The organism is Roseateles sp. P1_C1_2 (assembly GCF_056406535.1).
This window is the reverse complement of record NZ_JBFUAB010000010.1, coordinates 181,202-199,258: the sequence shown is the minus strand read 5'-3', so window position 1 is coordinate 199,258 and position 18,057 is coordinate 181,202. Positions and strand designations below refer to the sequence as shown.

Genomic DNA, 18,057 nt, shown 5'->3' with positions numbered 1-18,057 from the left:
GGCCACCCGCATGCTCTGGCTGCTCGCTGCTTTGCTTCTTGTGGCGGCCCTGGCGGCCGTGATCACCCTGCTGGGTGCGCGAGGCCATCGACTGTGGTGCTCACGGTCCAGCGCGTTGACGGCCCGGCTCGGCGCCGAACCCGGGCCGGCCGGCGTGACGCATTTCGATCCTGCCGAACTGAACGACCTGCCGGCGCCCGTGCAGCGCTATCTGCGCGCTGCACTGACCGCCGGCCAGCCCATGGTGAGCGGCGTGCACCTGACGCAGAGCGGCTTCCTCAGCCTGTCGCCCGCGAGCGGGCGCTCCCAGCCCTTCACGGCGGAGCAGCATGTGGCGACCCGCGGGCCGGGCTTTCTGTGGAATGCCCGCGTGGGCGTGTTCGCCGGGCTGAGCGTGCGCCTGCACGACGGCTATCTGGCCGGCGCGGGCCTGTTGCATGCGGTGCTGCTGGGTTTCATCGACATGGCCCGCCAACAAGGTGAGGGCGAGCTGGCGCGCGCGGAGCTGATGCGTTTCCTGGCCGAGGCCCCCTGGTACCCCACGGCGCTGCTGCCCAGCCAGGGCGTGCAATGGGTCGCGGTGGACGCGCGGCGTGCCGATGCCACGTTGACGGATGGCGCGGTGTCGGTGACGCTGCGCTTTAGCTTCGGCGACGCGGGCCTGGTGGAGGCCGTGCGCTCCGAGGCGCGCGGCCGCAGGGTGGGCCGGGCCATGGTGATGACACGCTGGGAGGGACGCTGGAAGGACTGGGCGATACGGGACGGCATGCGCGTTCCGCTCGCCGGCGAGTGGGCCTGGTTGCTGCTGGACGGGCGCCGGACCTATTGGCACGGCCGCCTGAGCAAGCTGCGCTACCGCTTCAGCGGCTGACGGCGTTCAGCGTCCGCCCTTCTGGCCTCGGCGACCGGAAGACTTGTGGCGCTCCGGCGTGGGAGCCGATACCTTGGGCCCTTCCGGCTTGATGTCCAGCACGGGCGGGTGGCCGGCGGGTTCGGCGGGTTTGCTCTTGGACTTCATCAACTTCTTCATGGGAGCTCCTGGATCAACGTCCGGCCGTCGAAGGATTTCTGGCCGCGACGGGCTCGACCTTAGAGCGACATGGGACTTTTGACGGTGCGCCAGCGCACGCCTGCGTCGGGTGCGAGGTGGGCTGCCGCACAGACGCGAACGGTGGCGGCGCGCAGCCTCAGCACATCATTCACCGCGGAGCCTTGCATGAACGCCAACGCACCCCGCCAACCTGCCTTGCCCATGCTCTGTGACGCGGAGCTCGCCTACCTGGCGCAGAGTGCCCTGACCTGGAACCGTGAGCTGCTCCCTTGCGGCGTCAGGGCCAGCGCCACGGCCGGCTGGCTGACCCTGTCGGGCGAAGTGCTGTGGAACTACCAACGCCAGGATGCCGCCGAGTGCGTGCGTTATCTGCCCGGATTGGCCGGCGTCAGCAACGACATCACGCTGCGCCCTGCCCACCGCCCTGCAACTGCCGGCTTCAAAGGCGCTCCTTGAAATCGTGAAAGGCGTGGATGAAGGCGTCGCGCGTGTGGTCCATGTCGGACACCCACTGGTGCCACGAGGCCTCGTTGGACGTCTGCAAGGCCTCCCACTTCAGCAGCGCGTCATGTGAATGCACGCGCAGCTTGGCCAGCTCGGCGGCGTAGCGTTCGCGCGCGTCCTGCCTGGCGTGGGTCACCTTGGTTTCGAAGGAGCTGAGCTGATCGTTCAGACCATCGAGTTCAAGCTTGATGTTCTCGACATAGGTTTCTCGTGCGGTCATGGTCATGCCTTTCGATGGCGCTGAAGGCTCAGGCCCAATAGCCCGGGCGTTGATAGTTCGCGTGCAGCAGGACTTCGTAGTCGCGATGGATGGTGGCGACATCCTGGTAGACCGGGCTGCGCTTGACCTGCTCCCGCGTCAGCGACACGTGGATGCGCTGGCGGGCCCAGTCGATGCGGTCCACCCAGGGCAGTGCGATCAGCACCTTGCGTCCGCCGGGCCACCAGCTCTGGGTGTCCACGACCAGGTAGCGGATCTGCCAGCTCTCGTCGTCGAACACGAAGTCCTGCACCTGGCCGATGCCGTGGTCGGTGGCCTGCACCTCGTAGCTGCACACCTGCTCGGTGCTGCGCAACTGCATGTCTGCCGGGTAGTTGCCAACCATCTGCTGATCGGCATCGAGCCGCGGCGCGACCGATGGATAAGGCATGGCGCCGAGCGCCCACAGGCCACCGCCGTCCCAGTAGGCCGGGTAGTGGTAGTGGCGCTCGAACGCCTGCTCCTGCTGGCGTGAGACCGGGCGTTCGATGTCCAGCGGCGGGCTGCTGCGTATGAGCCGGCGCGTCAGTGCGACGTTGATCACGCCGTCGTGCCCCACCGGTTGCTTGACGGAGTAGGGCGAGATCAGCACATCGCGTTCGGCCAGCCAGCTGCCCGCATCCACGACGAGATAGCGGATGACCCAGTGGTGGTCGTCGAACAGCGCGTCGTCGATGGGGCCGATATCGCCGTCCACGGCCTTCACATGGGCCGCGGTGACGTGGCTGACGCTGTAGAACATGCGGGCTCCTGGGTACGGCTCCCATGCTGACAAGGTATTGCGCGCCCGTCCGTGCGGCTGCGCACGTGGCCGTCGCTCTCAAGCGAACTTCACGCCGGCCTGGCTTTTGAGCCCAGAATGGAGCCCTGATTTCGTTGGACAAGGATGCGCCGATGCAAGCCGTCGAGCATTTGGCACTGAGCGCATATCTGAAGCGGCGGCGTGGCGTCATCCTGCAGGCATGGCGCGTCGCCGTGACGGCGGACCCGGCGCTCACCACCGGGGCCGCACTGCCCCGCGCCCAGTTGCATGACCACATTCCCGCGCTGCTGGTCGACTTCGAGCGCAGGCTCGCCGGCGGTGGGATGGCGGCGGCCGACGATGAGGAGCGCCAGCAGGGGGACGCGGCAGCCCATGGCCTGCATCGCTGGCAGCAGGGATTCGACCTGGCCGAGGTGACCCGCGAACTCGGTCGGCTGAACGAATGCGTTGTCGTGGAGTTGGAAGCGTACGCGGTCGACAACCCCGCCCTGAGTCCGGCCGTCATGGCTGAAGCGCGCCGGATCTGGGCCCAGCAATGCGGCGATGCCATCAGCGCCAGCGTGTCGCAGTATTTCCAGCTGCAGCAGATCGAGGCGACCAGCCACATCCGTGATCTTGAGCAGGCGCTGCAATCCGTGCGCGAGCTGGAGCAGGAGCGCGCACGGCTGTGGCAGCAGGCGGCGCATGACCTGCGCGGCAACCTCGGCGTCGTCGCCACGGCGACCGCGGGGCTGGCCTCGCCCAAGGCCTCCGAGCTGACGCGTAGCAGCTTCCTGCGCCTGCTGGATCGCAATGTCGGCTCGTTGAGCCATCTGCTCAATGACGTGACCAGCCTGGCCCGACTGCAGGGCGGGCTGGAGCACCGCCATCTGGAGGCTGTCGATGCCGTCGCCTTGCTCGGCACCTTGTGCGAGGACCTGCAAGCGCATGCGCAGGAGCGCGGCCTGTACCTGCGCTTCGAGGGCCCGACGGCACTGCCCGTCGAGGGCGACGTGGTCAAGATCCGGCGCATTGCCCAGAACCTGGTCATCAATGCCATCAAGTACACCCATACGGGCGGCATCACCGTCCGTTGTGGCGACGGCGTCTCCAGCGATCGGGAGCGCTGGTTCTTCGAGGTGAGGGACACCGGCCCGGGCTTCCATGCCGGCCCGGGCTCCCAACTGGCCGGCGCCCTCGAGGAAGCCACCGATCAATCCAGGCAGGTCGCGAGCGACCATGCCACCGGCGCGATCACCCACGTCAATGTCGACCTCGCCGAGGCGCAGGCATCGCCCGCGGACAGGCGCCCGGTGCGCCAGCAGGTCGGCGAGGGCATCGGGCTGTCCATCGTCAAGCGCCTGTGCGACCTGCTCGACGCGACCACCGAGCTCGAGTCCGACATCGGCGTGGGCACGGCCTTCCGCATCCTGCTGCCGCGCAGCTATGGCGCCGGCCCGTGACACCGCCCGCCTGCCTCATTTGCCCGATGGCTGCCCCTTGGTGAAAGGCGGGATGCCCTCGATGGCATGGTGAGCGGCCTCGGTGGCATAGGTGAGCGCTTCGGTGGGCGTCGCCCAGGCGTTGTCCGTGGTAGGGCGGTAGCTGTCGTCGCGGCCGCTGCCACCTCCCATGCCCTCCTCGAGGAGGGTGAAGCGACCCTCGTACAGCTCATTGCGGGCAATGGCTTCGGCCCTGAAGCGCACGCCCAGGTGAACGTCGGTCAGGGCACTCGCGATGGGCGAGGCACCTTCGGGCCGAGCCGTCTGGCCGACGTGAGACAAAGGGTTGTTCATCGCTGATCCCTTGATGTTTGCCGGCGGGCTGCGGCGCACAGAAGCGGCAAGGCACGTGCCGGTCCTGCGCCGCAATGGTGTCAAGCCGTGTCAAAGGGCCGGCGGATCGGTCTCGCGCTCAGGGTGGCGATGGCGCGCCAGGCCGCGCAGCAGCGCCTCGGCGCCCGTCGGCGCGTCGGGTGTGACGCTGATGCCGGGGTCCGTGCCGCCACCGGGCAGTTCGTCCGGCACGCCGGCGAGGTCGAGCAGGTCGGCGCCGGTGCCCAGCGCCACGATGGTCTTGCCGTGGCGGTATTGATCGCGGATGCATTCCATCGTGTGGCCGTCGCCGACCAGCGCAACCACGGCAGCGGCGCCGTCCGGCAGCACCAGCGCGTCGAACAGGAAGCCGGGTTCGTTCTCCAGCGAGGCATCCGCCTGCAGCGCCACGCCGTCCTCGGTGGCGACGGGCCCGATGCGCGGCGCGACGAAGCGCGGCACGGCACCGGCCTCGAACAGCAGGGCATGCAGGTCCAAGGCGCTCTGGCCCACGCAGCCATCGGCCACGAGCACGGCCACCTTGCGCCCCTTGACTGACCCGTCACCCGGGCGCGCCATCAGCGACAACGCCGGCGACACGGTGATCTCCGGCTTGACCGGCTGCTGCAGCGCTCGCGGCATGGCGTCCGGCAGCGGTGACATGTTCAAGCCCTCGGCCACCTTGGCGGCCAGCGCCTCCGACGCATTGCGCAGCATGGACACGACGCGCTGGCGGATGGCCGGCACCGTGAGCTTGCTCAGTTCGAAGCGGAAGGCCGCGGCGATGTGGGCCTGCTCGGCCGCGGTCTGGCTGTCGAAGAACAGCGCGGCCTGGTTGAAATGCTCGGCGAAGAGCTCGGGCTTGGCCCTCACCTTGCCTTGCTCGTCCTGGACCTGCAGCCTTGTCGCGACCGACGTGAAGCCCTGGGCCGCACCGGCCTGGAAGGGGCAGCCGCCGCCCAGCGAGTTGGGTTCGTAGGCCACGCGGCCACGGTGAATGGCCTGGCGGTGCATGCCGTCGCGCTGGTTGTTGTGCACCGGCGCGAGGGGCGAGTTGATCGGGATCTCGTGGAAGTTGGGCCCGCCCAGGCGTGTGATCTGCGTGTCCACATAGGAGTGGATGCGGCCCGCCAGCAGCGGGTCGTTGGAGAAGTCCAGCCCCGGGATGATGTTGGCGGTGCAGAAGGCGACCTGCTCGGTCTCGGCGAAGAAGTTGTCGGGGTTGCGGTTCAGCACCATGCGGCCGACGGGCTGGATGGGGATGAGTTCCTCGGGGATCAGCTTGGTGGCGTCCAGGATGTCGAAGCTGAAATCGTTGGCCTGCTCTTCGGTGAACACCTGCAGGCCCAGCTCCCACTCGGGAAAGGCGCCGCCCTCGATGCGCTCCCACAGGTCGCGGCGGTGGTAGTCGGGATCGGCGCCGGAGATCTTCACGGCCTCGTCCCAGCACAGCGAATGGGTGCCGAACCTGGGGTTCCAGTGGAACTTGACGAACACCGAGACACCTTCGGCATTGACCATCCGGTAGGTGTGCACGCCAAAGCCCTGCATGGTCGCGTAGCTGCGCGGGATGGCCCGGTCGCTCATCACCCACATCAGCATGTGAGTGGACTCGGGCATCAGCGAGACGAAGTCCCAGAAGGTGTCGTGGGCGCTGCCGGCCTGCGGCATGCCGTGGTGGGGCTCGGGCTTGACGGCATGCACGAGGTCGGGGAACTTCATCGCATCCTGGATGAAGAACACCGGCATGTTGTTGCCGACCAGGTCCCAGTTCCCTTCGTCGGTGTAGAACTTGACGGCAAAACCGCGCACGTCGCGTGCCGTGTCCTTGGAGCCGCGCTCGCCGGCCACGGTGGAGAAGCGCACGAACACCGGCGTGACCTTGCCGGATTCCTGGAAAGGCGCCGCCTTGGTCAACTGGGGGATGGCGTCGTAGGCCTCGAAGAAACCATGCGCCGCCGAGCCGCGCGCATGCACGATGCGCTCAGGCGTGCGCTCGTGGTCGAAGTGGGTGATCTTCTCGCGCAGGATGAAGTCTTCCAGCAACGTGGGGCCGCGCGTGCCGGACTTCAGCGAGTTCTGGTTGTCGGCGATGGGCACGCCCTGGTTGGTCGTCAGCCGCTGGCTGCCGCTGTCCACGCGCACGCGATCCAGCGGAGCCGTCGTGGGGTTGACGCCGTCCTGTGCCGCGCCGCCGGCCTTGCCTGTCGCCGTCGCTTCCGTCAGCGTGCTGCCCGTGGGGAGGCGCGATGGCGGCGCGACGGTGGCGCCGACAGGGGCTTGCGGCTGCTCACCATGCTCCACAGCCTTGTTGGCGTTGAAGGGCATGGCGGCGGCCATGTCGCCGGTCTCGGCGGTCTTGCGGGAAGCCTGGTCGGTGGGCTGGCCCGGGTGGGCAGGTGCGCTGTCGGTATTGCGGGCGGCGGCGGCTGCCGCCGAGGTCTTGCGGGAGGTGGGCATGGGGGCTTCCAGGGATCGAGGTGGGCGCGACGCCGGCACCTGGCAAACGGCGCGCCATGCCGGGCGTAGGCCTCAGGAAGGCCCGTCTTGATGCCGTCCTCGACGGCAATCAGGTGGGGCTCTTGGAGTCGGCGCCGATGGCGGTGTTCGGTTGCGTGTCGATCGCTTCCTCGTCGTCCTCGTCGAGGGAGGCTTGTCGTGACGCGTCGCTCTGTTGCCGCTGAGGCGGCCTGCCAGGCGCCTGTTGCTCCTGTCGTGGCGAGCGGTTGTTGTCACCCCGCTCCGGCGGGCTGCCGCCACTGTCCGCGGCCGGCGGCGACAGGATGTTGCCTTGAGCAGGCGGCCGCTGACCCTGCCCCTGCGATGGATTGCTGCTCATGTTTGACCTTCAAATCCCCGGAGATCCGGTGACGCTCAGGCGGCAAGGTCCGCACCCAGGCGCGCGTTCGCGGTGCGTCAGGCCGGTGTCCCGGGCGTAGGGGGCGCTGGCAGTGCAGGGCGCCGGCCTGGCCACCCAGACGAGGGGCGGTAAACGCAGCCGATTCCCAGGGCCCGCGGTCCGCTTTTACCGATATTCGGCAAGCGCTCAACCATGGCCCGGTCCCGGGCCGCGTGTCGAGAAGAAGCTGTAGCCGCCGCCGCCGGCATGTTTGCTGCGGTACATCGCCTGGTCCGCGCAGTCGACCAGCGCCTCGATGCCCTCGGCATCGTCGGGGTAGACGCTGATGCCGATGCTGGCCGATACCCGTACCCGCACGCCGCCCACCTGCGTCAGCTGCGCCAATGAGTCCATCAGTTTCTGCGCCACCAGCCCGGCGTCGTCGACGTCGGTGATCTCCGGCAACAGCACGATGAACTCATCGCCGCCCAGGCGGCACACGGTGTCGATCTGGCGCACGCAGCCGACCAGACACAGGCTGACCGCGCGCAGCACGGCGTCACCGATCTGGTGGCCCAGCGCGTCGTTGATCTGCTTGAACCCGTCGAGATCCATGAACAGCAGGGCGAGCCTGCCCTCATGGCGCCTGGCATGGGTCAGGCCCTGAGAGAAGCGATCGATCAGCAACAGTCGATTGGGCAGCCGCGTCAGCGAATCGAGCTCGCTGGATCGCGTCAGCTCGGCCACCAGCAAGGCCGTGGAGTCGGCCATGTCGCGCGAGCGCACGGCGTCCATCACCAGTTGCTCGTTGGCCTCCAGCAACTGGTGCATGGTGTGGCTGCCCAGCTGCTCCCGGGCCTCGACCAGGTCGGCGCGGACGCGACCCAGTTCCGCCTTCGCCTCGACGGTCTGCACCCGCAGCGCGGCAAGCTCCGCCTGCAGTGCGTTCGGGTCCGGTGCGTCGGGAACCGTGGCCATGCCGCGCCCCTGAAATATTGCCCTGCCGGGATGGCAGCGCGTTGCTAGGCCTCGCCGACGGCGACGCCGCGGGGCCGGGTCGCCGGGCGACCGCCCAGCAGACCCTCCTGTCCAGCAAGCATCGTGCCGATCTCGATGCCCCTGTCGCCGATGCTGTATTCGCGCAGCTGATCCGAATGTCTGCTGTCGCGCACTTTCACGACCGCCAGCACGCGGCGCAGCCGGCTTTCGACCTCGATGTAGCGCTGCACGATGATGGCGTCGGTCATGAAGGCCGTGCCGTAGGGGCTGAAGCGCAGATCGGTGTAGCGGTCCTCCAGCTCCGACGTCATCAGCACGGTGACGCCCAGACCGGCCAACGACGTGACCAGGCGCAGCAAGGACTCGCGGAAATCCTCCTTGAACGACGGCCCCAGCGCCAGTTCGAACCCTGACAGCGAGTCGATGACGACGCGACTGGCGCCCCGCTGGCGGATCTCCGTGGCAAGCATCTGCATGACCTCCTCGATGGAGATGTCGGCCGCGTGGCTCTCGACGAGGCCGATGCGGCCATCCGCGATGTACTGCGCCAGCGCCTTGTTGTGCACGCGATGGGGGCGTCGCTCGAAGGCAGCGATGACGCCGGTCTCGCCGTTGCGCACGCCGGCGTCCAGGAAAGCCGCCGCCAGGATGCTCTTGCCCGACCCGGACGGGCCCGCCAGCAGCAGCGAGTAGCCGCGCGGCAGGCCGCCATCCATCATCTCGTCCAGACCAGGCACGCCCATGGACGCGCGTGGCGCGGTGCTGGCGCCCGTCGTCGTCGGCGGCGGAGCCGATGCCGGCACGAAGACGTGCACGCCGTCGCCGCTGATGCGAAACGAGTGCAGGCCCGGCAGCGAAGGCTGGCCGCGCATCTTCATGATCTCCATCCTGCGCACCATCGCGTTGCGCTGCACGCTCTGACGCATCCAGATCAGCCCATCCGCCACCGTGAACACCGGGTTGGCGTCGGTGTCGGTGAAGTACTCGCCGATCAGGAAGGTGGTGGCCTGCCAGCTTGTCATCAGCATGCCAAGCTGCTGCATGAAGCGCTGCAGGTGGTTGTGCGCGTGGCCGCCTGCATCGGTGGCCAGCACGACGGAGCGGAAGGAATCGACGAAGACGAGTGCCGGCTCGTGCGCGGCGACTTCCTCGGTGATGCGCGCCAGCACCTGGTCCAGGTCACCGGCCATCGCCTCCTCGCAGAGGTTGACGAAGCGCACGCTGCGGTTGATGGCCGCAGGGTCGAAGAAGCTGAACTGCTGCTGGTAGCGCAGCATCTTCAGCGGCGGCTCGCCCAGCACGGTGAAGTACAGCGCCGGGCGCGCCTCGGTGGCCAGCGCGAACATGATCTGGTGCGCCAGCGTCGTCTTGCCGCAGCCGGGTTGGCCGGCAATGAGATTGAACGAGAACTCCGGCAAGCCACCGCCGAGCAGGTCGTCCAGCCCGGGCACTCCCGTTGACAGGCTGTTGATCGTCACTTTGGGAGTCATGGCTTGGGATCCTGCGCCGGGGCAGCGCTCGAAGGGGTCGACCAGACGGCCTGTAGAAGCCGTTCGGTCAGCGGAGCGCCGATCAAGGTCGTCAGCAGCTCGTGGAAGTTCATGAACAGGGCACTGCCCGCCTCCATGGCGACCGCCGGTTGCTGTGCAGCGAAGAGGGTGGTCAGTTCGACCAACCCGGTCGTGGCGTCGATGCCGCCTGACTTGAGCGGTGCAAGGCAGGGGTGGTGTGTGGCCGTCAGGTGCAGCGTGCGCCTGAACAGCGCGGCGACACCACGCTGCCCGAGCACGGGTTGCAGGGCGAACTGGATGTCCGTCCACGTCGCGCCGATCGCGTCGGCAATCTGCAGGGAGCCGGCACCCTCTGCCACGCGTTGGGCCAGAGGAGCCGTAAACCGGCTGCTCTCTCGGCTGTCCATGGGCGGAGGGTTTGGAGCTGATGTGCGGCGGAGTGTAGGCCTCCGCGGCAATCGACGCGCGGGGTTGCCTCGGCTGAATCTCCGCAGGCCCAGGGTCGAATTCTTGTATCGAGCTCTACATCAATGCATTCTTCGCGACATGAATCAATCGAGTGCGCCCTGTTCACCGCCCGGTGAACCGGACCATGAGAGTGCCGGAGCCCATCGTTGTCGCCGTCGCCATCGCGGGGCTGGTGCTCTGTCCGCTTGCCCACCTCTGACGCCCCAGGAGCTTGCATGCCAGGCCAGCCCACCATCGCCTTGCTCTACCCGGGCGACCGCGCCGCGCGTGACCGCAGCGACCCGGCGCAGAGCCGCTTCGCGGCCCTCTTCGATGCCTTCAAGGCCGCCGGCCTGCCCGCCGAGCCGGCCGTCTATCACGACGACTTCGCCGATGAAGTGGCCGCGCAGCTGCGGCGCGTGCAGGCCGTGCTCGTCTGGTGCAACCCCATCGAGGGCGGCCGGCGGCGCGATCGCCTGGACAGGCTGCTGCGCGAAGTGGCTGGGGCCGGCGTGCTCGTCAGCACCCACCCCGACACCCTCCTCAGGCTGAGCACCAAGGACGTGCTCGTTGAGACGAGGGATCTGCCCTTCGGCAGCGATGCGGTGCGTGTGGACAGCCTGGCGCAGCTGGCGGCGGCGCTGCCGCAGCGGCTGCGGCACGGCGCGCGGGTGCTGAAGCAGTACCGGGGCCAGAGCGGCAACGGCGTGTGGCGCGTGGAGTCGGTGCAGGCTTCGCCGCTGATGACGGTGCGCCATGCCCAGCGCGGCGCGCAGGAAGAGACCCTGGACATGGACGGGCTGCTGCAGCGCCTGGCGCCGTATTTCGAGCCCGAGGCCGGCGGCCACATGGTGGACCAGGCCTGGCAGCCGCGCCTGGTGGACGGCATGGTGCGCGCCTACCTCGTCGGCGACCGCGTGGCGGGCTTCGGCCACCAGCACATCAATGCCCTGTACCCGGCCACCGACGGCGCGCCGCCGCCCGCCACCACCACGCGCCTCTACCACCCGGCGGACCTGCCGCAGTTCCAGGCGCTGCGCGAGCGCCTGGAGGGCGGCTGGGTGGAGCTGCTGCGCGAGCGCGTGGGCCTCACGCGAGAACAGCTGCCGCTGCTGTGGGACTGCGACTTCCTGTTCGGCGAGCAGCCGGGCAGCCACGTGCTGTGCGAGATCAACGCCAGCAGCGTGTCGCCGTTTCCACCTTCGGCGATCGAGCCGCTGGTGGCGGCGGTGAAGCGGCGGCTGTCCTAGCGCTCAATGGTCGTGGCCGTGGTGCGCGTCCGGCACGTGCGCATGGCTGTGGCGCATGGGCCGGTGCCGATGCGGGTGGCTGTGTGCGCCCTCGGGCAGGGTGTCGTGGTGATGGTCGTGGTGGCCATCGTCATGTCGATGGGCGTGCTCGTGATCCAGGGCCTCGTGCTCATGTTGATGCTCGTGCAGTTCGGCGAGATGCAGGGCGACGCCGGCGAGCATCAACATGCCGGCCAGCGCCATGCCCCAGCCGGCCGAACGATCGCCCAGCGCGAAGGCCAATGCGGCGCCGATGAAGGGGGCGAAGGCGAAGACCGAGCCCGTGCGCGCAGCGCCAAACTCGCGCTGGGCCAGCAGATAGAAGCGCAGGCTCAGGCCGTAGCCGGCGGCGCCCACGGCCAGCAAGCCCAGGACGACGCCGGCCGAGGGCAGCGGCTCGCCTGAAGCGACGGCGAGTGCCGTCGTTGCCGTGGCGCCCAGCACGGCCTTGGCCAGCACCACCTGGGCGGGGTCGCGCTCGGCCAGCGCGCGCGACAAGGTGTTGTCCATGCCCCAGGCCGCTGTGGCTGCCAGCACCGCCAGCAGTCCGAGCCATGGGCCACCCGATGCCGGCCCCTGGTCCAGCACGAGCAATACGCCACCGGCGAGCAGCAGGCCCATGCCGGCCTGCACGCGCCTGTCCAGGGTCTCGCCGTACAGGCGCCAGGCCAGCACGGCAGTGAAGAGGGCTTCCAGCGTCAGCATCAGGGAGGCCCCGGTGCCGCTGGTGCGCTGCAGGCCCCAGGCCAGGGCCACGGGCCCCAGCAAGGCGCCGAAGAAGGCGACAGCCAGCAGGCGGGGCAGGTCCGAACGCAGCAGCCGGGCTTCCTTCTCCACCCGCTGGCGCAGCAGCGCGCCGATGACGGCGGCCCCTGCATAGAGCAAGGCCGCTGTCGTGAACGGTCCCAGGCCCATGCCCAGCCGCTGCACCAAGGGCGTGCTGATGCCAAACAGCGCCGCGGCCAGCAGGGCCAGCAGGCCACCGCGCAGTGCGGGCAGGCCGTGCAAGTGGGGGTGGGTCATGCCGGAAATGGAGTCGAGTTCGGAGGGCAGACGATACGGGGGCGCAGCCCCTCCGCACATGCACTTACATGTCCGGCGGCCGATCTTGTCGAGATCGCTCCCGCTCCCTCGTCGCCCATGAGGCGGCGTTGTTGCCGTCCCCCGATGGAGAGACACCATGAACTATGTCGACGGATATCTGATCCCTGTGCCCGTGGCCAAGCGCGAGACCTATCGCCAGCTGGCGCTGGAGATGGCCGCGCTGTTCAAGCAGCACGGCGCCCTGCAGGTGGTCGAGTGCTGGGGCGATGACGTGCCGGAAGGCAAGCTCACCTCCTTCCCACTGGCCGTGCAGCGCAAGGCCGATGAGGCCGTCGTCTTCTCGTGGGTGGTCTGGCCTTCCAAGCAGGCGCGCAACGCGGGCATGAAGATGGTCATGGAGGACCCGAGCATGAAGAAGGGGCCGGAAGGCATGCCGTTCGACGGGCAGCGGATGATCTTCGGCGGCTTCGAGGTGATCGTGGAGGCCTGATCGCCGACTTGCTAGGCCTGCCGGGCAATCGCCTCGTGCAGGCGCTGATGCGCCGCGCCCTCCCAGGCGACGGGCAACTGGTTCTTCGCCTGCAGGTAGTGATGGGTGAAGACGCCCAGATACGCGTCCAGCGTCTTCTCCGCGCGCTCGTCGCCCGCCAGGCTCAGGCAGCGCGCGGCCACCTCGCTGGTGCAGAAATGGTCGTCGCAGCGTGAGCGGCGCAGCCGGTATTGCGAGGCCCCGGTGGGCGCCAGGTTGAGCACCGGCATGTGGTTCAGGTAGGGGCTGCGGCTGAACATCTTGCGCGCCTCGGACCAGGTGCCGTCCAGCAGGATGAAGAGGGGCCGCCTGGTGATGCTGCCCTGGCCTGGCGCCTGCGGCCTGAGGGCCTGCACCACGCGCTCCGGCGCGGCGTACTGGCCCGGGAAGACGACGTAGCAGTCCCAGGCCGGATCGCTCAGCAGCGCGAGGAGGGCGGGATCGGGCTCAGTTCGCGACCAGCCGAAAGCGAAGGTGTCGGCGACCACATCGGCGATCAGCCAACCGGTGTTGGTCGGCTTCAGCGGCTCGATGTCGGCCATCAGCAGGCACACCGCGGCGCGCGTGGCCACCGAGGTGCGCAAGGCGCACATGCAGTGCGTCGGCACCAGCCGGCAGCCTTCGCAGCGCTCCCGCTTGAAGCCACCGCGAGCCGAGAAGGGCTTGGTGGCACTCGCCAGGCGCGCGGCGCGCAGAAGAGACACGGCATGAGACATGCCCCGATTGTCCGGGCAGGCAAGCGGGGCTCGATGGCGCTCAATTCACGAGCAATCCCAACCCAGCCGCACCGCGCCGCAATGCCGGCACACGAATTTGTAGAAGGCGCTGTCGCCCGCGGGCTCGTAGTCGGCCGTTGCCCGGGCCCAGTCCTTCTCGGCCCGCCCGTAGCGCTGCAACCAGTCCGCCTTCGTGGCTGCGCTCGCGTCCTCGACGTCCTCCACGGACGCATCGCCGTGGAACTCGCAGGCGTCGTCGCAATGTGCCAGCCACTCCTCCTGCTGCCAGCAGGAGTAGCCCGGCGTCCTCAGGCTCACCTCGTCGACGATCTCTTGCGACACACTGGCCTTCGCGAGGGGCAGCGGGTCCGAGAAGTTCGCCGAGAACTTGCTCGCCGCGGAACCGTCCGCAATGCACCAGGGGCACAGCTTCTCGTCCAGGTCGGTGACGGCATACACCGGCTGCACGTAGACGAAGCTGCGCTGCTGGCCGCAACAGACGCATTCGACCTTGCGCTTTTCGATGGCGCCGGTCGCGAGGGGATCGGGGTGGTAGCGGAAGAGGGGCAGGTCCATGCCGCGACGCTACCAGAGCGAGGGTGTGCGCAGAACCGCGCTAGTCGACGATGAACTCACCGGTGCCGGCGCGATAGCTCCCATGGAAGACCTGATGGCCGGCGCCGCGCTGCCGGGCGTCGGCCTGCGCCTCGGCGGCATGGGCATGGAAGCTGACGAAGTCGCCGGGCGGTTCCAGCTTCACCCTCAGCACCATCCAGCCCTGGGACCAGCCTTCGCTCAATGAGTGGGTTTGCGGCATTTCCATGTGCTCTCCTTGGCCGTCGTCGTGTCGAGTTTTTGCCGTATCCAGGTGCTTGTGTGTAGGACAGCGCGAGAGTCCGCGGCGGCTGGGAGGCAGCCCCACGGAGGACCGGGAATTCCGGCCCGGCCAGAATCCTGCCGAGGCCTTGGCGATGACCCGGGCATTGCGGAAGGAAGACGGATGGCCTGGATCGTTCTTGTCATTGCCGGCCTGCTCGAGGTCGGCTGGGCCATCGGCCTGAAATACACCGAGGGCTTCACGCGCCCCTGGCCCAGCGTGGCGACGGCGGCCTGCATGATCGCCAGCCTGTGGCTGCTCGGCATCGCGATGAAGTCGCTGCCGGTGGGCACGGCCTATGGCGTCTGGGTAGGCGTCGGCGCGGTCGGCACCGTCGTGCTGGGCATCTTCCTGCTCGGTGAGCCGGCCAACCCGGCGCGGTTGTTCAGCGTCGCTCTCATCGTGGCCGGTATCGTCGGGCTGAAGCTGTCCTCACCGAGCTGAGACCGCCGTGGAGCTCGCCGTGCATGCGCTGACGCCCGAGCGCTGGCCCGATCTGGAGGCCATCTTCGAGGCGCGCGGCTGCTCGGTGGCGCGCGGATGCTGGTGCATGTACTACCGCGTCAGCGGCAAGGGCGCCTACACGCGGCTCAGCGATGCGCAGCGCCAACGGGCTCATGACGCGCTGCAGGGGCTCGCGGCCCACGACCCACCGCCCGGCCTGATCGGCTACCACGGCGACACGCCGGTGGGCTGGGTGTCGCTCGGCCCGCGCGAGGACTACACCAAGCTGCGCAACTCGCCGGCCATGAAGGCGGTGGACGACGAGCCGGTCTGGTCCATCGTCTGCCTCGTCGTGCCGTCGGAGCACCGCAAGCAGGGCGTCGCGCGGGCGCTGCTGCGGGGCGCGGTGGACTACGCCCGTTCACGCGGCGTGAAGCTGGTGGAGGCCTACCCGGTCGACAAGGCGCAGGACGGCGCACCGGACGCGCCCTGGTTCGGCTCGCTGGCCATGTTCGATGAACTGGGCTTCGAGGAGGTCGCAAGGCGCAAGCCGGCGCGGCCCATCGTGAGGCTGAGGCTGAGGCTAGCGCGCTAGGTTCTCGATGGCCGCCAGGTGGCCGAGGTCGCCGCGTGCCTTTTCCCGCGCTTCGGCCAAGCGTGCCGTCAGCCAGCCGACGGCGAACCAGGCGGCGGGGTCGCTGGCCACCAGGGCCTGATAGCGGTCGCGGGCGACGACGAGGTCGTTGATCTCACCCAATGCCTGCTGGGCCGCGGCCAGGGCCTGCAGATGCCGGGCCGCCTGCCTGCGCGGCAGCAGCGGCGCGAAGAATTCGAGCGCATAGCGCTGTCGCTTGGCGTGCTTGCGCAGCGCATGCAGGGCCGTGGGCTCGAGTTCGTCGAAGCGGTGGCAGCCGTCCACCAGGCCTTTGTGCCAGCCGCGCAGCCGCTTGCGCGCCAGGCGCTTCAGAGGATCCAGCGGCTCCGTGAGGGGCTGAAGGGCGGCGCGCCAGGTGATCCAGGCCAGCAGCAGGTGCTGCGTGGCGTCGCTGCGGATCAATGCGGCGAGGTCGGGCGCGTTGCCGTCTGCGCGCAGGGCCAGCGGCGGTGCACCGGCCCGCTGGAGTTCGGCGACGACACCGCTGCCCAGCACATCGCTGTCGCGCGCCTTGCCGAGTTCGGCGAACAGCGCGCGCAGGCCCTCCACCAACTCGGCCGGCGCCTCGGCCACCCAGCCGCGGAAGGCTCGCAGCGCGCTGCGCAGCCGGCGGATGCCGACGCGAGCCTGGTGCACATGCTCGGCGCGCAACTCGGGGTCGCCCTCAGCCAGGCCGATGGCGTTGCGGCTGATGTGAGCCAGGCATTCGTCAAACACGGCGCCGAAGGCATCCAGCGTGCTGGAAGCCTTGTCATAGCGGGGCGATTTGGCCTTGCGCAGCGGCGGATGGGGCGAGCCCTCTGCCAGCCGGTGGCCACGCTCCGCCTTGTTGCGCGGGTCGTAGACGAGGCCGAAGCGCTGTCGCCAACGCTCGACCAGCCCCAGCATCGCTACCACCGAGCCCGACACCAGCTCGAACTCGATCTCGCGCAGCGGCAGCGCTTGGGCGCCGGCCGTGAGCCGGCCCTCGTCCAGCGCGATGTCGACAACGGCGCCGCGCGTGCGCACGCGGCGCAGCAGGCGGCGTTGCTGGACCTGAAAGCGCAGGCCGACGTCCTGGCCCTCGGCATGGGCCTTCTCCAACAGCTCCGCCAGCTGCCGGCCGCGTGCGGTTTCGTCATGCGCCTGCGGGTCGGGATGGGCATCGGGACGCAGGACCTCATGCTCGAAGCGCTCCAGCGCCCCCGCCGGTGCGGCCTTCAATCCCTGTACCCAGCGGCGGCCTTCGCGGCGCATGCGCCAGGCCAGACCGGCGCGCGCCAGGCGCTGGTCGGGCGTGTCGAAATAGGCATCGATCAGCGCGACGCGTTGCGCGGTGCCGCGTCCCGTCAGCTCGGCCGCCAGCGCCACACGGGCCGCCGCCGGTACGAGGAACTTCAGTTCGATCTCGGCGTTATCAGCCATCGAGGCAGATGAAACCTGCGGGCCGAGCGCCGGGCCGCTCCCTGGCCGGCCCGCACTGGCGATGTGCTTGCCGGTTGAGCCGGCAAGCATCGCCGTCCCCTCGGGGACTGAGGCCGGACACGGCAAGTCCGGTGGACTTGTCGTGCCTGCTGAAGCGCTGCGGGCACTGGCCGCAGCGCGGTCCCGGCCAGGGCCTTCCCTGGACGAGGGGCTTCATGTCAGGCGCGGTTGGCGGCCAGAGATTTATCCTGGTCCGCCTTGCGATCGGCCGCCACCTTGATGGCATGCGGGCGCTCGCCGATCAGCTTGGCATAGGACTTCCAGTCCACGCCGCCAGCGGCCAGCAAGTCTTCGCCGTAGATGGCCTTGGTGGACATGGCCACCAGCGGCAGGCTGACCCAGCCGGCGCAGTCGGCCAGCGTGAACGTGTCGCCGGCGAGATAAGGCCCGAACTTGGCCAGGCGCTTGAAGGCAGCGATGTTCTCGGGCAGCACGCGGGCGACGCGCTTCTTGGTGCCGTCGCTGACCTGGCCGCCGAAAAAGGCTTCCGGGTACAGCTCGCGCACCACCAGCTCCAGGTGCAGCTCCACATAGGTGATCAGCTCGCGCACCTTGGCGGCCTCATAGGGGTGGGCGGGGATCAGCCTGGGCGTCTCGGGATAGGCGGCCTCCAGGTATTCGACGATGGCCTGGCTCTCGCACAGCGCGCCATGCGGCGTCTTGATGAAGGGCACCTTGCCCAGCGGCGAGCAGCTCAGCACCTCCTCGGCATGGGAATGCGTCTTCACGTATTCCTCGGTGAAGGGGATGCCTTTTTCCAGCAGGACCAGCTTGGCCTTGTTGTAGTAGTTCGAGAGCGGGATGCCGCAGAGGGTGATCATGGAGGTCTCCTGGTGAATGACGCAGTCTATGCAGGGCGGCGCGGTGCTCCTA

At 68.9% G+C, this 18,057-nt stretch carries 22 protein-coding genes; 7 read left to right on the top strand and 15 right to left on the bottom strand.

Features of this window, described 5'->3' with window-relative positions:
* Positions 1–10: 10 nt before the first annotated feature.
* Complete coding sequence (locus tag AC1D2H_RS12040) at positions 11–871, top strand: DUF6920 family protein (RefSeq protein ID WP_477934863.1); 861 nt, start codon at positions 11–13, stop codon at positions 869–871.
* Between the two features lie 6 nt (positions 872–877).
* On the opposite strand, the gene AC1D2H_RS12035 is transcribed toward AC1D2H_RS12040, so the two are convergent.
* Positions 878–1,030, bottom strand: coding sequence for a hypothetical protein (locus AC1D2H_RS12035; RefSeq protein ID WP_478011099.1), 153 nt, complete (start codon positions 1,028–1,030; stop codon positions 878–880).
* A gap of 186 nt (positions 1,031–1,216) precedes the next feature.
* On the opposite strand from AC1D2H_RS12035, the gene AC1D2H_RS12030 reads away from it, so the two are divergent.
* Complete coding sequence (locus tag AC1D2H_RS12030; RefSeq protein ID WP_477934859.1) at positions 1,217–1,507, top strand: BON domain-containing protein; 291 nt, start codon at positions 1,217–1,219, stop codon at positions 1,505–1,507.
* Here the strand turns inward: AC1D2H_RS12030 and AC1D2H_RS12025 are convergent.
* Together AC1D2H_RS12025 and AC1D2H_RS12020 are read right to left on the bottom strand one after the other, a co-directional pair.
* Entirely contained in the window at positions 1,491–1,775 is a 285-nt protein-coding gene (locus tag AC1D2H_RS12025) for a sll1863 family stress response protein (protein ID WP_478011098.1), read from the bottom strand. The two genes, AC1D2H_RS12030 and AC1D2H_RS12025, sit on opposite strands and share 17 nt — an antisense overlap.
* 28 nt (positions 1,776–1,803) lie before the next feature.
* Positions 1,804–2,556: a PRC-barrel domain-containing protein gene (locus AC1D2H_RS12020; RefSeq protein WP_478011097.1), complete on the bottom strand. Its 753-nt coding sequence runs from the start codon at positions 2,554–2,556 to the stop codon at positions 1,804–1,806.
* Positions 2,557–2,708: 152 nt separating this feature from the next.
* Between AC1D2H_RS12020 and AC1D2H_RS12015 the strand changes: the two genes are divergently transcribed.
* Positions 2,709–4,019: an ATP-binding protein gene (locus tag AC1D2H_RS12015; protein WP_478011096.1), complete on the top strand. Its 1,311-nt coding sequence runs from the start codon at positions 2,709–2,711 to the stop codon at positions 4,017–4,019.
* Positions 4,020–4,034: 15 nt separating this feature from the next.
* Here the strand turns inward: AC1D2H_RS12015 and AC1D2H_RS12010 are convergent, their stop codons facing one another.
* From AC1D2H_RS12010 to AC1D2H_RS11985, 6 genes are all read right to left on the bottom strand, one after another.
* Complete coding sequence (locus tag AC1D2H_RS12010; RefSeq protein WP_478011095.1) at positions 4,035–4,352, bottom strand: hypothetical protein; 318 nt, start codon at positions 4,350–4,352, stop codon at positions 4,035–4,037.
* A 90-nt stretch (positions 4,353–4,442) separates the two neighbouring features.
* Positions 4,443–6,830 carry a catalase gene (locus AC1D2H_RS12005; RefSeq protein ID WP_478011094.1) on the bottom strand — a complete coding sequence of 796 codons (2,388 nt, stop codon included), beginning with the start codon at positions 6,828–6,830 and terminating at the stop codon, positions 4,443–4,445.
* Positions 6,831–6,939: 109 nt separating this feature from the next.
* Complete coding sequence (locus AC1D2H_RS12000) at positions 6,940–7,209, bottom strand: hypothetical protein (RefSeq protein ID WP_478011093.1); 270 nt, start codon at positions 7,207–7,209, stop codon at positions 6,940–6,942.
* 207 nt (positions 7,210–7,416) lie between these two features.
* Entirely contained in the window at positions 7,417–8,187 is a 771-nt protein-coding gene (locus AC1D2H_RS11995; RefSeq protein WP_478011092.1) for a diguanylate cyclase domain-containing protein, read from the bottom strand.
* Positions 8,188–8,231: 44 nt separating this feature from the next.
* Positions 8,232–9,698, bottom strand: coding sequence for an ATPase domain-containing protein (locus tag AC1D2H_RS11990; RefSeq protein ID WP_478011091.1), 1,467 nt, complete (start codon positions 9,696–9,698; stop codon positions 8,232–8,234).
* Positions 9,695–10,126 carry a hypothetical protein gene (locus tag AC1D2H_RS11985; protein ID WP_478011090.1) on the bottom strand — a complete coding sequence of 144 codons (432 nt, stop codon included), beginning with the start codon at positions 10,124–10,126 and terminating at the stop codon, positions 9,695–9,697. Before AC1D2H_RS11985 ends, AC1D2H_RS11990 begins: the two co-directional genes overlap by 4 nt.
* 276 nt (positions 10,127–10,402) lie before the next feature.
* On the opposite strand from AC1D2H_RS11985, the gene AC1D2H_RS11980 reads away from it, so the two are divergent.
* Positions 10,403–11,416 carry a Cj0069 family protein gene (locus tag AC1D2H_RS11980; protein ID WP_478011089.1) on the top strand — a complete coding sequence of 338 codons (1,014 nt, stop codon included), beginning with the start codon at positions 10,403–10,405 and terminating at the stop codon, positions 11,414–11,416.
* A gap of 3 nt (positions 11,417–11,419) precedes the next feature.
* Here AC1D2H_RS11980 and AC1D2H_RS11975 read toward each other — a convergent pair whose 3' ends face one another.
* Positions 11,420–12,478, bottom strand: a complete 1,059-nt coding sequence (locus AC1D2H_RS11975; protein ID WP_478011088.1) for a DMT family transporter — start codon at positions 12,476–12,478, stop codon at positions 11,420–11,422.
* Between the two features lie 157 nt (positions 12,479–12,635).
* Here AC1D2H_RS11975 and AC1D2H_RS11970 point away from each other — a divergent pair, with 157 nt between their 5' ends.
* On the top strand, positions 12,636–12,989 hold the full coding sequence (locus AC1D2H_RS11970) for a DUF1428 domain-containing protein (protein ID WP_478011087.1): 354 nt from the start codon (positions 12,636–12,638) through the stop codon (positions 12,987–12,989).
* 11 nt (positions 12,990–13,000) lie between these two features.
* Here AC1D2H_RS11970 and AC1D2H_RS11965 read toward each other — a convergent pair whose 3' ends face one another.
* The 3 genes from AC1D2H_RS11965 to AC1D2H_RS11955 are packed head-to-tail and all read right to left on the bottom strand — an operon-like array spanning position 13,001 to position 14,567.
* Positions 13,001–13,744: a tRNA-uridine aminocarboxypropyltransferase gene (locus AC1D2H_RS11965; protein ID WP_478011086.1), complete on the bottom strand. Its 744-nt coding sequence runs from the start codon at positions 13,742–13,744 to the stop codon at positions 13,001–13,003.
* Between the two features lie 45 nt (positions 13,745–13,789).
* Positions 13,790–14,320, bottom strand: coding sequence for a CbrC family protein (locus AC1D2H_RS11960; RefSeq protein WP_478011085.1), 531 nt, complete (start codon positions 14,318–14,320; stop codon positions 13,790–13,792).
* Positions 14,321–14,360: 40 nt separating this feature from the next.
* On the bottom strand, positions 14,361–14,567 hold the full coding sequence (locus AC1D2H_RS11955) for a hypothetical protein (protein ID WP_477934832.1): 207 nt from the start codon (positions 14,565–14,567) through the stop codon (positions 14,361–14,363).
* Between the two features lie 177 nt (positions 14,568–14,744).
* On the opposite strand from AC1D2H_RS11955, the gene sugE reads away from it, so the two are divergent.
* Both sugE and AC1D2H_RS11945 read left to right on the top strand, forming a co-directional pair.
* Positions 14,745–15,065 (top strand): quaternary ammonium compound efflux SMR transporter SugE, encoded by a 321-nt coding sequence (gene sugE / locus AC1D2H_RS11950; protein WP_477934830.1) that lies wholly within the window; start codon positions 14,745–14,747, stop codon positions 15,063–15,065.
* 7 nt (positions 15,066–15,072) lie between these two features.
* The gene (locus AC1D2H_RS11945) at positions 15,073–15,660 is read left to right on the top strand and encodes a GNAT family N-acetyltransferase (protein WP_478011084.1); all 588 of its coding nucleotides are present in this window, start codon (positions 15,073–15,075) and stop codon (positions 15,658–15,660) included.
* On the opposite strand, the gene AC1D2H_RS11940 is transcribed toward AC1D2H_RS11945, so the two are convergent.
* Together AC1D2H_RS11940 and AC1D2H_RS11935 are read right to left on the bottom strand one after the other, a co-directional pair.
* Positions 15,649–17,124: a CYTH and CHAD domain-containing protein gene (locus tag AC1D2H_RS11940; protein ID WP_478011083.1), complete on the bottom strand. Its 1,476-nt coding sequence runs from the start codon at positions 17,122–17,124 to the stop codon at positions 15,649–15,651. The two genes, AC1D2H_RS11945 and AC1D2H_RS11940, sit on opposite strands and share 12 nt — an antisense overlap.
* A 218-nt stretch (positions 17,125–17,342) precedes the next feature.
* Entirely contained in the window at positions 17,343–18,005 is a 663-nt protein-coding gene (locus AC1D2H_RS11935) for a glutathione S-transferase family protein (RefSeq protein WP_478011082.1), read from the bottom strand.
* Positions 18,006–18,057: the final 52 nt, after the last annotated feature.

Bases quoted from the DNA above. Each gene is read 5' to 3' on its own strand.
- AC1D2H_RS12040 (WP_477934863.1), top strand. From the start codon at position 11: ATGCTCTGGCTGCTCGCTGCTTTGCTTCTTGTGGCGGCCCTGGCGGCC.
- AC1D2H_RS12035 (WP_478011099.1), bottom strand. From the start codon at position 1,030: ATGAAGAAGTTGATGAAGTCCAAGAGCAAACCCGCCGAACCCGCCGGC.
- AC1D2H_RS12030 (WP_477934859.1), top strand. From the start codon at position 1,217: ATGAACGCCAACGCACCCCGCCAACCTGCCTTGCCCATGCTCTGTGAC.
- AC1D2H_RS12025 (WP_478011098.1), bottom strand. From the start codon at position 1,775: ATGACCGCACGAGAAACCTATGTCGAGAACATCAAGCTTGAACTCGAT.
- AC1D2H_RS12020 (WP_478011097.1), bottom strand. From the start codon at position 2,556: ATGTTCTACAGCGTCAGCCACGTCACCGCGGCCCATGTGAAGGCCGTG.
- AC1D2H_RS12015 (WP_478011096.1), top strand. From the start codon at position 2,709: ATGCAAGCCGTCGAGCATTTGGCACTGAGCGCATATCTGAAGCGGCGG.
- AC1D2H_RS12010 (WP_478011095.1), bottom strand. From the start codon at position 4,352: ATGAACAACCCTTTGTCTCACGTCGGCCAGACGGCTCGGCCCGAAGGT.
- AC1D2H_RS12005 (WP_478011094.1), bottom strand. From the start codon at position 6,830: ATGCCCACCTCCCGCAAGACCTCGGCGGCAGCCGCCGCCGCCCGCAAT.
- AC1D2H_RS12000 (WP_478011093.1), bottom strand. From the start codon at position 7,209: ATGAGCAGCAATCCATCGCAGGGGCAGGGTCAGCGGCCGCCTGCTCAA.
- AC1D2H_RS11995 (WP_478011092.1), bottom strand. From the start codon at position 8,187: ATGGCCACGGTTCCCGACGCACCGGACCCGAACGCACTGCAGGCGGAG.
- AC1D2H_RS11990 (WP_478011091.1), bottom strand. From the start codon at position 9,698: ATGACTCCCAAAGTGACGATCAACAGCCTGTCAACGGGAGTGCCCGGG.
- AC1D2H_RS11985 (WP_478011090.1), bottom strand. From the start codon at position 10,126: ATGGACAGCCGAGAGAGCAGCCGGTTTACGGCTCCTCTGGCCCAACGC.
- AC1D2H_RS11980 (WP_478011089.1), top strand. From the start codon at position 10,403: ATGCCAGGCCAGCCCACCATCGCCTTGCTCTACCCGGGCGACCGCGCC.
- AC1D2H_RS11975 (WP_478011088.1), bottom strand. From the start codon at position 12,478: ATGACCCACCCCCACTTGCACGGCCTGCCCGCACTGCGCGGTGGCCTG.
- AC1D2H_RS11970 (WP_478011087.1), top strand. From the start codon at position 12,636: ATGAACTATGTCGACGGATATCTGATCCCTGTGCCCGTGGCCAAGCGC.
- AC1D2H_RS11965 (WP_478011086.1), bottom strand. From the start codon at position 13,744: ATGTCTCATGCCGTGTCTCTTCTGCGCGCCGCGCGCCTGGCGAGTGCC.
- AC1D2H_RS11960 (WP_478011085.1), bottom strand. From the start codon at position 14,320: ATGGACCTGCCCCTCTTCCGCTACCACCCCGATCCCCTCGCGACCGGC.
- AC1D2H_RS11955 (WP_477934832.1), bottom strand. From the start codon at position 14,567: ATGGAAATGCCGCAAACCCACTCATTGAGCGAAGGCTGGTCCCAGGGC.
- sugE (WP_477934830.1), top strand. From the start codon at position 14,745: ATGGCCTGGATCGTTCTTGTCATTGCCGGCCTGCTCGAGGTCGGCTGG.
- AC1D2H_RS11940 (WP_478011083.1), bottom strand. From the start codon at position 17,124: ATGGCTGATAACGCCGAGATCGAACTGAAGTTCCTCGTACCGGCGGCG.
- AC1D2H_RS11935 (WP_478011082.1), bottom strand. From the start codon at position 18,005: ATGATCACCCTCTGCGGCATCCCGCTCTCGAACTACTACAACAAGGCC.